We start from the raw sequence: 12,179 nt of genomic DNA, 5'->3' as shown, positions 1-12,179 counted from the left end.
AGGCACGTCAGGCCACCGAAGTGGTGCTGGGCGTGCCCAGCAGCTCGTCGAGCTGACCGCTGATTTCTGTTTCGATGCGATCCTTGAAGGCACTGAACAGGAAGCCGAGCTTGGCCGTCATGTCGAATTGCTGTGCGTCCACCAGCAGGGTGCCGGTGACGCCTGCGCGGGTAAAGCTCAGGGTGTCCTGCGTGTCGCCTTCTTCGTAGGTGCATTCCATGTCGAATTTTTCCTCGGCCTTGCGGGCCCAGGCACGCGCCACTTCGCGGGCGCGGGGCAGGCCCAGGTGGTGGTCGCGTTGGATGTGAAGGTCAGACACCGGGTTTCTCCTTGGATGGGGTCAGAGGCTGAGCGTTCGTGGCCAGTGCCCGCAGCGCGGCGTGGCGCTCGGGCTGGGGCAGTTGGGTGAGTTGTCGCACGGCATCATAAAACCGGGGCCAGTCGCGGCCCTCGCGTTCGAACAGTGCTTCAAACGCGGGCACCAGTTCGTCGTATGCCGCCTGGGCGGCAAAACTTGCGTTGTTGGCCATGGCCACCCAGCGGTCGTAGCCCGCCAGCTGGGTGTGGGGCGTATTGCCGGGCATGGCCGCCAGCCACTGCGTGCGAAGCTGGTCATAGCTGGCCCGAAAACGCTGCATTGCTTCTGATTTGATAGCTGCTAGCGCTTGTGTATCAAGCGCTGCGGCCTGATTTTGTTCATAAATGGCTTGCAACTCGGCGCGGGTGGCGCGGGTCAGGGCGCGCCACTGGGCGCGGCGCTGCTCGCTGGCGGCCAGGGCGGCGCGGGCCTCAGGGGTGCTGTGCTCGGCCATCCAGCGGGCGCTGCCCAGGCGCTCTACCGCCGTGGCAAACGATTCGTTGAACACCGTATCGCCCTGGGCGTACACCACCTGGTGCGCCAGTTCGTGGAACAGCAGGCGCACAAAGTCGCCCTCGGGCCAGCCCACGAAGGTGCTCAGCAGCGGGTCGCCCCCGGCCCAGTTCATGTAGCCCAGCGTGGAGTAGGCGGGCACGCCGTACACGTCCACCTCCAGCCCCTGGGCGGACAGTTGGTCCGCTTCGGCCTGCGCGTCGGCCTGGTCAAAGTAGCCCCGGTAGCCAATGCAGCCCGTCACCGGAAAGCACCAGGTGTGCAGCGTGAGCGCATCCGGCGGCGCGGCCACTACGTTCCACACGGCGGCGGGGCGCTTCAGATCGGCATAGCGGCGGTAGCTGGCGTTGTCGGGCCGGTGCAGTTCGGCCACCGCAAAGGCGCGGGCGCGCTGGGCCAGCTGCAGGCGCGTGCGCAGGGCGGGTGGGGTGTCGGGTTGGGCAATCCACTCGTCCAGCGGCCGGGCGGCCTGCATGAGCTGTGCGTGGCCGTGGATGGACTGCCAGTAATACCCCACCGTGCTGCGCATGGAGGTGCAGCCACCCAACAGCGCGAGGCTGCCCAGCCACGCGATCAGCAAAGCCCACCGTGCCGGTGGGCGCAGTGCGGTGATGGGGGTGGAGGCGTGCGGGCGCATGGGGTGGGAAAACAGGGGGATTCGCATCGTAGCCGTGTCAGCAGCCTGGCGTGGCCCCTTCCTAGAATGGCCGCATGAACGAAGCCCTTTCACCCGACAGCGCGGCCCCCTTGCCCGAGGGCCTTTTTGCGGATGACGAAGCCTGCCCGCGCTGCGCCTGGTGCAAGGCCAGCCCGCTGTACCGCCACTACCACGACCACGAGTGGGGCTTCCCGGTTGCGGATGACCGGCGTCTGTTTGAAAAGATCTGCCTGGAGGGCTTTCAGTCGGGCCTGAGCTGGCTGACCATTCTGAACAAGCGCGAGGGCTTTCGCTCCGCGTTTGCCCAGTTCGACGCCGAGCAGGTGGCCGCCTTCGACCAGGCCGATGTGGAGCGGCTGGTGCAGGACGCCGCCATCGTGCGCCACCGGGGCAAGATCGAGTCCACCATCCACAACGCCCGCCGCGTGCTGGAGCTGCGCCGCGAGTTTGGCTCGCTGGCCCGCTACGTGTGGCAGTACGAGCCCGGCGCGGCGGACCGGCCCGCCGTGCTGACGCTTGAAGCCGCGCGCACGCTCACGTCCACCGCTGCTTCAGTGGCCTTGTCCAAAGACCTGAAAAAGCGCGGCTGGAGCTTTGTGGGCCCCACCACGGTGTATGCCTTCATGCAGGCCATGGGCCTGGTCAACGACCATCTGGAAGGCTGCCACGCCCGTGCCAAAGCGTTGCAGGCGCGCGCCGCCTTTGTCGTGCCGCGCGGTTGATCAGGCCCGCTGGCCCTGTGCGTTGACCACCACCTCACCATCTTCTTTGGTGAACGCGCCCTGTTGCGGGGTGGGCAGGATGTCCAGCACCAGCTCAGAAGGGCGGCACAGCCGCGTGCCCAGCGGGGTGACGACGATGGGCCGGTTGATGAGGATGGGGTGCGCCAGCATGGCGTCGATCAGCTGCGCATCGGTCACGCCCGGCGCGTCCAGCCGCAGTTCGGTGAACAGGGCTTCCTTGGTGCGCACGGCGTTGATGACGGGTTGGCCCGTGGCAGCGATCAGCGCCTGCAGCGTGGCGCGATCAGGGGGAGTCTTGAGGTATTCGATGACCAGGGGCTCCGCGCCGCTGTTGCGGATCATGGCCAGGGTGTTGCGCGAGGTGCCGCACTTGGGGTTGTGATAAATCGTGATGTCAGACATGGTGTTGGAGCTGGTTCTGAGGGGCAGGCCGGGGCAGAAGTGTGCCACTGGTGCCTGCTGCCAGATGGCCAACCATTGCTGATTGCCCTGCGGCATTCAGCGCAGCGGCGTCGCGCGCCGTCAGAGGCCCGGGCCCTGGGCCAAGCGCGTGCTCACGAACCCAGCTCCAGGTGGTCGAGCAGCACGAAGTCTGCGCCAGGCGTGGGTTCGGCGAACAAGGCCAGCTGGTTGAACTGGAGTGTGGGCAGGTCCGAGAAGAACTGCTGCGCTGCGTCCAGCACCAGGGCCTGTGTGTTGTCATCGACCAGCGACAACGGCCCCGTGAGCGGCATGTGAAAGCGGAACTCCTCTGCTGCGCGGCGCTGGGCCAGCTCATCGCCAGACGGTGGCGCCGCGAGCGGCTGCAGTTGCGTGACGCAAGCGGCCGCTGCCGCGTTGAGGGCTGCGTTGGCTGGGTGCGATGGCATGGGCACCAGCGCCAGGAAGTCGTCGATGCGCTGCACCTGCATGGGGGGCATGGTGAAAGGCGTCAGGCTGCGCGCTACCTGCTGCACGGCGTGGTGCAGCGTGAGCCAGTCGGTGCCCGGTGCAAGGGCGAAGGGTGCCTTCAGCGTGGCATGCCAGCCATGGCGTCGCGGCGCTGCCGTCAGGCGCTGCAGGTCGGCAGGGGCCACGCCGTGGATGTTCAGTTGCGGCAGGGGCCGCAGTTGTGCCGCACAGCGCCCGAGCCAATGGCTGCCGGCCAGCCAGCCCAGGGTGCCGGGGCTGGGGGCGAAGTACACCGCGTAACGGTGGGCGGTGGTGGCTGCCTGCGGGGTGGTGGATTCAGTGTTCATGGGTGTCCGTGGTGGGTGCCGTGCAACAGCCCGCCTTACAGGTTCAGAAGCGATGCGGCTTCGCACGGGGCTGCGCGCCCTCACGCGCTTCAGTCGGCCTTGGCCGCATTCACCCAGGACAGGTCGAGCGGCCGGTCTTCAAATTCGGTGTTGAGCACCACGGTGCTGGTGGTTCGGGCCACACCGGCAATGGCCTTGATTTCGTAGATCACGTCTTCCAGCGCCCGCGCGTGCGTGGTGCGGATCTTGGCCAGGAAGTCGTATTCCCCCGCCACGCTGTGCAGCTCTTCCACCTGCGGCATGGCCCGCAGCCGGGGCGCCACGTCACGGCAGTGGATGCCGCCGTCGTTGCGGATGGCCACGAACGCCGTGAAGTTCAAACCCACGCGCTCCGGGTCCACGCTGATCGAGAAACGGCGGATCACGCCCTTGTCCAGCATCTTCTTCACGCGCTCGTGCACCGCGGCGGTGGACAGGCCCACCTCGGCACCGACATCGGCGTATGAACGTCGGCCATCAGCCCCCAGGGCCGAAATAATTCTGGCATCGATGTCGTCTGTCTGAATATTTGCTTGCATTGGGGCCTGTTTCTGGTAAAAATTCCGAAAACCTCAAGGTTTCCATAAATTATTCGGTAAGGTGAAGAATATGCCGGCAAATTTCAATGTGCAAGCGCGTTCCCGTGGTTCCTGGGCGGTTGCCACGGCTCTGTTGCTGGTTTATGTGGTGTGGGGCACCACGTATTTCGCCACCAGCATCGCCCTGCAGACCATGCCCCCGTTGCTGATGAACGCGGTGCGCTTTCTGTGCGCGGGCGTGGTCATGTTGCTCATTGCGTTGTGGCAGGGCCATGCCTTGCCCACGGCGCTGCAGTGGCGCAACTCGGCGCTGGTGGGCGGGCTGATGGTGTTCTTGGCGATGAACTTCATCGGCTTTGCGCAGAAGCTGGGCATTGGCTCGGGCTTGATGGCCACGGTGGTCACCACCATGCCCATGTGGCTGGCGCTGTGGACGCGCTGGGGTGGCGAGCGTGTGCCCCTGACGAGCTGGATCGGCCTGGGCCTGGGCGTGGTGGGCGCGCTGCTGCTGGCGAGGGAGGGCGACTTCTCTGCCACCTGGGTGGGCGCATCGCTGGCTTTTGCTGCACCCCTGTGCTGGAGCCTGGGCTCCTACGCCTCACGCAAGCTCTCGCTGCCTGCACCGGCCATGGCGGCGGCAGCCCAGTGGTTTGTGGGGGGCGCGATGGGGCTGGTGGTGGCGCTGTGCGTGGAGCCCGTGCCCGCGCTGTCGCAGATCAGCGGCAAGTCGTGGGCTGCCTGGCTCTACCTGCTGGTGTTTGGCACCATGGTGGCCCTCAATGCCTACCTGTGGCTGCTGCAAAACACCACGGCCGCACTGGCGGGCAGCTATTCGTTTGTGAACCCGGCCGTAGCCCTGTTGGTGGGCGTGGCGCTGGGGGGCGAGCTGCTCACCGGCTGGGTGTTTGCGGCCTTGCCGCTGATTGCTGGCGCGCTGGGCTGCATTCTCTACGGGCCCATGGTGCTGGGCTGGTGGCAGCGCCGCGTGCTGCCCCGCTTGCGGGCTGCCTGTGCGCCCGCCGGTTGCCAGGAGCAGGGTTGATGCTATTGAAAATATAGCTGATGGCGCTTGATGGATAAGCCTTGGAGGCACTTTTTACTCAAAATTGAATCAGAGTGCATTTGCCTGGCTCCTAGGGCGTTGATCGGTATGCGCTGACACGCTTCCGCGCAGTTGCGGTTAGGCTAATGCTTTGGTTACCTCACCGAGCAACCTGCCATTCGGAGTTATGCGCCATGTTGTACAAATTCAAATCCCGCGCTGCGGCGGACCTCATCCTGCTGGAGCCGCACGGCCGGCAAATTTTGGAAATCATCGGCAAAACGCCGGGGCCCACAGGCATCGTGACAGCGGCGCAAATCCCCGCCGCCCTGGCCGCGCTGGAGGCCGCCGTGGCCCGTGATGAAGCCCGCCTGCGCGCTGCCCAGGCAGTCGCTCAGCAAGAGCCGGGTTCTGCTGATGCGAACCCGGCTGAAGACGAGCCCAACGACACCATCCACCTGCGCCAGCGCGCCACGCCTTTCATCGACCTGCTGCGCCGCAGCCAGCAAGAGGGCTGCGACGTGGTGTGGGGTGTGTAGCGGCTGACACGGTCTGACGCAGAGGGCTGCGTCAGCGCCCAATATCAATCGACCTTCGCGCCGGAGGCTTTCACCACCCCGGCCCATTTTTGGTGTTCGTTGTCGATGTGCCGCGCAAACTCGGCCGGTGTGTTGCCGCCAGGAACGGCGCCCTGGGCCATCAGCCGCTCTTTCACCGCCGGGCTGGCCAGTGCCTTGGCCGTTTCTTGCTGAATGCGGTTGACGATGTCTGCGGGCGTCCCGGCCGGGGCCAGCAGGCCAAACCAGGAACTCGCTTCATAGCCCTTGAGCGCCGCGCCACCGGCCTGTTCCACCGTGGGCACATCGGGCAGGGCGGTAGAGCGCTGGCTGCTGGTCACCGCCAGTGCCACCAGTTTGCCTGCCTTGATCTGCGCCATGGACGAGGGCAGGTTGTCAAACATCACATCGGCATTGCCCGCCACCATGTCCATCAGCGCCGGGCCCGAGCCACGGTAGGGCAGGTGCAGCATGTAGGTGCCAGTCATGCTCTTGAACAGCTCGCCCGCCAGGTGGATGGAGGTGCCGTTGCCGCTGGAGGCCATGTTCAGCTTGCCAGGGTTGGCCTTGGCCGCCTTGATGAACTCCTGCACATTGGTCACACCCAGGGCCTTGGCCTTGTCGGGGTTCATCACCATCACATTGGGCACAGCGGCCACCAGGGTGATGGGGGCGAAATCCTTGATCGGGTCGTAGGGCAGCCTGGCATACAGCGCGCGGTTGATGCCGTGCGTGCCCACGGTGCCCATGAGCAGCGTGTAGCCATCGGCGGGCGACTTGGCCACCACTTCGGCCCCCACGTTGCCGCCCGCGCCCGCGCGGTTGTCCACGATGAACTGCTGGCCGAACGCGCGGCTCAGCTCGGGCGCCATGGCGCGCGCCAGGATGTCAGTGGTGCCGCCGGGTGCAAACGGCACCACGATGCGCACCGGCTTGGTGGGCCAGCCCGCAGTGCTGGGCGCGGCTTGCGCGTGCGCGTTGCCCGGTGCCAGCAGGGCGGCAGCCGCAGCCAGCGCCATGGCGCCCATGGCCGTGACGGTGAGGCCCAGCGCCAGGGCCTTGCGGCGGCTGCGGGCCCGGCTGCGGGCCTGGATTTGTGCTCGGGAGCTGGCGGGGGTGCGGAAGTGGTGCTGCGATGTCATGGGGCCATTCCTTCTCGAATCGGGGGCGTTGCTTGTGCGATACCTTGTGCCCTCAGTTCTACGCGCGGGGGTGCTGCAAGGGCAGATGGATTACCCGAACACGCGGCCGCCAACCCATGAAAAAAGCCACCGGGCCGGGAGGCGCGGTGGCTGGTGTGGCTCGGGCAACTCCTGCCCATCGCAGAGCTTAGTCGGCGTAGGTGCCGGCGGCCTTGATCACCGCGCCCCACTTGTCGATTTCAGACTGCACAAACTTCTTGTGCTCGGCAGGCTCGATGCGCTTGTCGGTGGCGACCACGGCACCCAGGCCTTCTTGCTTCTTGATGAATTCAGGGTCTTTCAGCGCGGCCTTGATGGCCTGGTTCAGCTTCTTGAGCACGTCAGCCGGTGTGCCCTTGGGGGCGTACACGCCGTGCCAGATGGTCACGTTGAAGTCCTTCAAGCCCGACTCGGCCAGTGTGGGCAGGTCTTTGAGCGCAGGCGTGGTGAGGCGCTTGGTGGTGGTCACGGCGTAGGCCTTGACCTTCTTGCCTTCGATCTGGCTGGTGGTGTTGGTGGTCTGGTCACACAGCAGGTCGATCTGGCCGCCGATCAGGTCGGTGATGGCAGGGGCCGTGCCCTTGTAAGGCACAGGCGTCATGTCGATCTGCAGAGCGCTTTGGAACATCAGGCCGCACAGGTGCGAGGCAGAGCCCAGGCCGGCATTGCCCAGGTTGATCTTGCCCTTGTTCTGGTTGATCCAGGTGGACAGTTCCTTGTAGTTGTTGGCCGCCATGCTGGGCTTGGCGATCAGCGTCATGGGCACATCGTTGATGATGCCCAGGTATTCAAAGTCGTTCACCACGTTGAAGGCCAGCTTGCGGTACATCGTGGGCATGGTGGACATGCTGATGTGGTTGAGCAGCAAGGTATAGCCATCGGGCGTGGCGCGTGCAGCCTTGGCGGTGCCGATGGTGCTGCCTGCACCTGCCGCGTTGTCCACCACCACGCTCACGCCGCCCAGGGGCTTGCGCAGTGCTTCGGCCAGGTCACGGGCCACGCGGTCTGTGGGGCCGCCCGCTGCATAGGGCACGACCAAGGTCACCGTCTTGTCTTTGGACGGGAACTCTTGCGCTTGCGCACCGAAGGCTGTGATAACGGCAGTGGCGGCCAGCGAGAGTTTCAGCAATGTTTTCATGGATGCTCCTTTGATTAACGGCGCGATGATAACGAGGGCGTTTTTTTGGGGTAATGCGGGTTGTACGTAGCCGCCACGCTGTAATGTCTTTAACGAAAAATAGCTGCAGCGCTTTTGTGTCAAGCGCTGCAGCTATGTATTTGATAGCGTTTGCGCGGGTTATCCCTGACGCAGGCGGGCGTTTGCAGCCCGCCGGTTGGCGCTTCAGGTGCCCGGTATTTGTGGCAAATCAACAGCGCAGGCGGGGCCTGCGCTGTCACACCACGCGCAGTCAGCGGTAGCTGCGAGCGTCTTCAATCACCTTGCCATCGTTGGGCAGGGTGCCGGGCGGCACCATTTCCACATCGCCGCGCAGCTTGGTCACTTCGCGGATGGCGTCGCCCAACTGGTGGGCCAGGCCCTCGGCCGTTTCGGTGGTTTCCACCCGCAGCACCATCTGGTCGTTGGCCATTTCGCCGCTGACCACCAGCCGCGCGCGCTGCACCTGCGGGAAACGCTTGGCGATGGCGGCCACCTGACCGGGGTGCACGAACATGCCGCGCACCTTGGTGGTCTGGTCGGCACGGCCCATCCAGCCCTTGATGCGGGTGTTGGTGCGGCCCGTGGGGCAGGTGCCCGGCAGCACGGCAGACAGGTCGCCAGTGCCAAAGCGGACGAGCGGGTAGTCGGGGTTGAGCGTGGTGATGACCAGCTCGCCCACCTCGCCCTCGGGCACCGGGTCGCCCGTGCCGGGTCGGACGATTTCGACGATCACGCCTTCATCCAGCACCAGGCCTTCGCGGGCCGAGGTTTCATAGGCAATCAGGCCCAGGTCGGCCGTGGCATAGCACTGGTAACCCGCAATGCCCTGCTGCGCAAACCAGTCGCGCAGGCTGGGCGGAAACGCCTCGCCAGAGACCAGAGCCTTGGTCACCGTGGGCAGGGCCACGCCCATCTCGGCGGCCTTCTCGATGATGATTTTGAGGAAGCTGGGCGTGCCGATGTAGCCCGCAGGCCGCAGCTCGGCCATGGCATGCACTTGCTGTTCCGTCTGGCCCGTGCCGCCGGGGAAGACGGTGCAGCCCAGCGCGTGGGCGCCGGTTTCCATCATCGAGCCCGCAGGCACAAAGTGGTAGCTGAAGCTGTTGTGGATCAGCTCGCCGCGCCGAAAGCCCGCCGCATAAATGGCCCGCGCCATGCGCCAGTAATCGGGCCGCGTGCCCTCGGGTTCGTAGATGGTGCCGGGGCTGGCAAACACCCGCGTCATGCCCGGCCCAAAGCCCAGCGCGCTGAAGCCGCCAAACACATTGGTGGCTCGGCCCGCCTGCTGGCGCTCCAGCAGCTCGTGCTTGCGTGTCACGGGCAACTTGGCCAATGCCTCGCGGCTGGTGACCGCACCAGCATCCACCCCCGCCAGAATGCTGGCGAACGCGGGCGATGCCTTTTGGGCATGGGCGATCTGCTGCGGCAGCGCCGCCATCAAGGCCGCTTCGCGCTCAGCGGGGCTGCGCGTTTCCAGGGCGTCATAGAAGGTGCTCATGCCTGTGTTTCCTTGTGAGGTGGTGGTTTTGAATGAAATCGGCCTCTGGCGCTTATCCATCAAGCGCAAGCAGCTATCAAATTAAGAGTAATTTCGTCCAGCGTCTGAAAAGGATGACTGCCCGGGGCGCCCGCGCTGCCGAAGGCCAGCGCACCCGTGGAACTGGCTTTGCCAGGCCACCGGGTGCGTCCCCCTGAGGGGGAAGGCGCGCAGCGCCACAGGGGGCACCCTAAGCAAGCCAGCGCTTGCGCCGCTTGTAACTCTTGACATCCTTGAAGCTCTTGCGCTCGCCGCCGCCCATGCCCAGGTAGAACTCCTTCACGTCCTCGTTGCTGGCCAGGTCGCTCGCGGCGCCGTCCATCACCACGCGGCCACTTTCCATGATGTAGCCGTAGTCCGCGTACTTCAGCGCCATGTTGGTGTTCTGCTCCGCCAGCAAGAAGGTGACCTTCTCCTTGGTGTTCAGGTCTTTGACGATGTTGAACACCTCTTCCACGATCTGCGGCGCCAGGCCCATCGAGGGCTCGTCGAGCAGCACCATGCTGGGGTTGGCCATCAGCGCGCGGCCAATGGCGCACATCTGCTGCTCGCCGCCCGAGGTGTAGGCCGCCTGCGAGGTGCGGCGCGTTTTCAGGCGCGGGAAGTAGTTGTAGACCTTCTCCAGGTTGGCCTCGATTTCGCCCTTGCTGGTGCGGGTGTAAGAGCCCGTCATCAGGTTCTCTTCGATCGTCAGGTGGGCAAAGCAGTGACGGCCTTCCATCACCTGCACCACGCCGCGCTTGACCAGATCGGCGGGCGACAGGTTTTCAATGCGTTCGCCGCGCAGCTCGATGCTGCCCTTGGTCACCTCGCCGCGCTCACCCTTGAGCAGGTTGGAGATGGCCCGCAGCGTGGTCGTCTTGCCCGCACCGTTGCCACCCAGAATGGCCACGATGCTGCCTTCGGCCACCTGCAACGAGACGCCCTTGAGCACCAGGATCACGTGGTTGTAGATGACCTCGATGCCGTTGACGTTGAGAACAATGTTTTTAGAGTCCATGGTGTTGCCTTCGCTGTGCCAATCCAAAGAGCTGCAAGCAATTCTTTGGATTGGCGGCTGTTCTGCGTGGGAGCAGCCGCTTTGTTACCAGCCATTGATACGGTCGCGGCCCAGAGGCCAGGAACGCCGCGCAAGGGCCTACGCCGGCCGCGCCGCCCCGCCGCGCTGGCGTTGTCCCCCTTCCCGCAGCGCGAAGCGCTAAGAGAGAAGGGGGAAGGCGCGCCAGCGCCTCAGGGGGATGACCTCAAGAGTTGCAATCAGCAGGATCGCGTCGTGTCATCTTCTTGTCGGCCAGGTACTTGTCCGCGCCTGCCTTGATCATGGGCTTCAGGATCTGCTCGTCGGCCTGGTACCAGTCAGACGAGAAGTTCCACTTTTTGCCGTCCCAGGTGTGCACGCGCGACCAGGTGGAGCCCATGTGGTCGGCGCAGCTGGTGGACAGCGGGCGCATCACATCGTTGAAGCCCAGTGCGTCCAGCTTCTTCTGGTCCAGGGCCAGGTTTTCCATGCCCCAGCGTACTTGTTCGCCCGTCATGACCTTGCCCTTGCCAAAACGCTCTTGCGCGCGGCGCACGGCTTCCACGGCCAGCATCTGGATGATCACGCCGCGGGTGTACAGCACCGAGCCCACTTCGTCCTTCGGCCCTGTGCCCTGGCCCTTGTCGTGCACGTGCTTCATGATGTCCTGGATCACCTTGGACTGGGTGCCGTAGCCGTTCAGAGCCAGCGCGTTGTAGCCCTTGGCGCCTTCGCCCACGTCACGCACATCGGGCTCGGCACCGGCCCACCACACGCCATACATCTTGTCGCGGGGGTAGCCAGTGGCCTGGGCTTCCTTCAGGGCGGTGGAGTTCATCACGCCCCAGCCCCACAGCAGCACGTAGTCGGGGCGGCTTTGGCGCACCTGCAGCCAGGTGGCTTTTTGTTCCACGCCGGGCGCGGTCACTGGCAGCATCTGCAGCTCAAAGCCATGCATCTTGGCGCGCTCCTGCAGCACCGGGATGGGCTCTTTGCCAAACGGGCTGTCGTGGTAGACCAGCGCGATCTTCTTGCCCTTGAGTTTGTCCAGCCCGCCGTTGGCCTTGCCCAGATGCTGGATCAGGATGTCAGCGCCCGTCCAGTAGCTGCCCATGAAGGGGAAGTTCCACTTGAAGGCCTGGCCGTCCTGCGCCACCGACAGGCCATAGCCCAGCGTCATCAGCGGGATCTTGTCCACGGGGGCCTTCTCGGTCAGCGCGAAGGTGATGCCGGTGGCCTGGGGGTCAAACAGCGTCACGCCGGGGCGGCTCTTGAGGCGTTCGTAGCATTCCACGCCGCGGTCGGTGGCGTAGCCGGTTTCGCACTCTTCAAACGTCAGCTTCACGCCGTTGATGCCGCCATCGCGGGCGTTGATCATCTTCAGATAGTCCTGCTTGCCATTGGCCCATGGCACACCGTTCGGCGCGTAGGGCCCCGTGCGGTAGGACAGCAGCGGGAAGAACTGTTCCTTGGCCTGGGCCATGGCGCTGGTGGCCAGCGACGACGCACCGGCGGCAACCACTGCGGCGGCGATCACGATTTTGGAAAGCTTCATGGATGTCTCCTTTGGATGAATAGGGTGAAGCAAGCACGGGAA

At 65.1% G+C, this 12,179-nt stretch carries 13 protein-coding genes; 3 read left to right on the top strand and 10 right to left on the bottom strand.

Features of this window, described 5'->3' with window-relative positions; genetic code table 11:
* Nucleotides 1–7: 7 nt before the first annotated feature.
* Together BDD18_RS08015 and BDD18_RS08010 are read right to left on the bottom strand one after the other, a co-directional pair.
* A complete protein-coding gene (locus tag BDD18_RS08015) occupies nt 8–319 on the bottom strand; it encodes a polyhydroxyalkanoic acid system family protein (protein ID WP_142082388.1) in 312 nt (103 codons plus the stop codon).
* Nucleotides 312–1,508: an aminopeptidase gene (locus BDD18_RS08010; protein ID WP_142082385.1), complete on the bottom strand. Its 1,197-nt coding sequence runs from the start codon at nt 1,506–1,508 to the stop codon at nt 312–314. The genes BDD18_RS08015 and BDD18_RS08010 overlap by 8 nt, the downstream gene beginning before the upstream one ends.
* A 74-nt stretch (nt 1,509–1,582) precedes the next feature.
* Here BDD18_RS08010 and BDD18_RS08005 point away from each other — a divergent pair, with 74 nt between their 5' ends.
* Nucleotides 1,583–2,251, top strand: a complete 669-nt coding sequence (locus BDD18_RS08005; RefSeq protein ID WP_142082381.1) for a DNA-3-methyladenine glycosylase I — start codon at nt 1,583–1,585, stop codon at nt 2,249–2,251.
* Here the strand turns inward: BDD18_RS08005 and arsC are convergent, their stop codons facing one another.
* The 3 genes from arsC to BDD18_RS07990 form a co-directional block, all read right to left on the bottom strand.
* Nucleotides 2,252–2,674: an arsenate reductase (glutaredoxin) gene (gene arsC, locus BDD18_RS08000; RefSeq protein WP_142082376.1), complete on the bottom strand. Its 423-nt coding sequence runs from the start codon at nt 2,672–2,674 to the stop codon at nt 2,252–2,254.
* Between the two features lie 152 nt (nt 2,675–2,826).
* Entirely contained in the window at nt 2,827–3,510 is a 684-nt protein-coding gene (locus BDD18_RS07995; protein WP_142082373.1) for a DUF1045 domain-containing protein, read from the bottom strand.
* A gap of 89 nt (nt 3,511–3,599) precedes the next feature.
* Nucleotides 3,600–4,088, bottom strand: a complete 489-nt coding sequence (locus BDD18_RS07990) for an Lrp/AsnC family transcriptional regulator (protein ID WP_233099640.1) — start codon at nt 4,086–4,088, stop codon at nt 3,600–3,602.
* 70 nt (nt 4,089–4,158) lie between these two features.
* Here BDD18_RS07990 and BDD18_RS07985 point away from each other — a divergent pair, with 70 nt between their 5' ends.
* Entirely contained in the window at nt 4,159–5,130 is a 972-nt protein-coding gene (locus BDD18_RS07985; RefSeq protein WP_142082368.1) for an EamA family transporter, read from the top strand.
* A 194-nt stretch (nt 5,131–5,324) separates the two neighbouring features.
* Nucleotides 5,325–5,669 (top strand): DUF1840 domain-containing protein, encoded by a 345-nt coding sequence (locus BDD18_RS07980; RefSeq protein ID WP_142082364.1) that lies wholly within the window; start codon nt 5,325–5,327, stop codon nt 5,667–5,669.
* 44 nt (nt 5,670–5,713) lie between these two features.
* On the opposite strand, the gene BDD18_RS07975 is transcribed toward BDD18_RS07980, so the two are convergent.
* The 5 genes from BDD18_RS07975 to BDD18_RS07955 form a co-directional block, all read right to left on the bottom strand.
* Entirely contained in the window at nt 5,714–6,715 is a 1,002-nt protein-coding gene (locus BDD18_RS07975; protein ID WP_142082586.1) for a Bug family tripartite tricarboxylate transporter substrate binding protein, read from the bottom strand.
* Nucleotides 6,716–7,016: 301 nt separating this feature from the next.
* Nucleotides 7,017–8,006 (bottom strand): tripartite tricarboxylate transporter substrate-binding protein, encoded by a 990-nt coding sequence (locus tag BDD18_RS07970; RefSeq protein WP_142082361.1) that lies wholly within the window; start codon nt 8,004–8,006, stop codon nt 7,017–7,019.
* A gap of 271 nt (nt 8,007–8,277) precedes the next feature.
* Complete coding sequence (locus BDD18_RS07965) at nt 8,278–9,525, bottom strand: phenylacetate--CoA ligase family protein (protein WP_142082358.1); 1,248 nt, start codon at nt 9,523–9,525, stop codon at nt 8,278–8,280.
* Nucleotides 9,526–9,754: 229 nt separating this feature from the next.
* The gene (locus BDD18_RS07960) at nt 9,755–10,564 is read right to left on the bottom strand and encodes an ABC transporter ATP-binding protein (RefSeq protein WP_066691827.1); all 810 of its coding nucleotides are present in this window, start codon (nt 10,562–10,564) and stop codon (nt 9,755–9,757) included.
* Nucleotides 10,565–10,808: 244 nt separating this feature from the next.
* Nucleotides 10,809–12,137: an ABC transporter substrate-binding protein gene (locus tag BDD18_RS07955; RefSeq protein WP_142082354.1), complete on the bottom strand. Its 1,329-nt coding sequence runs from the start codon at nt 12,135–12,137 to the stop codon at nt 10,809–10,811.
* Between the last annotated feature and the right edge of the window lie 42 nt (nt 12,138–12,179).

Source organism: Acidovorax temperans, from assembly GCF_006716905.1.
Classification (GTDB): Bacteria; Pseudomonadota; Gammaproteobacteria; order Burkholderiales; family Burkholderiaceae_C; genus Acidovorax; species Acidovorax temperans.
This window is presented reverse-complemented; position numbering and strand designations above follow the sequence as displayed.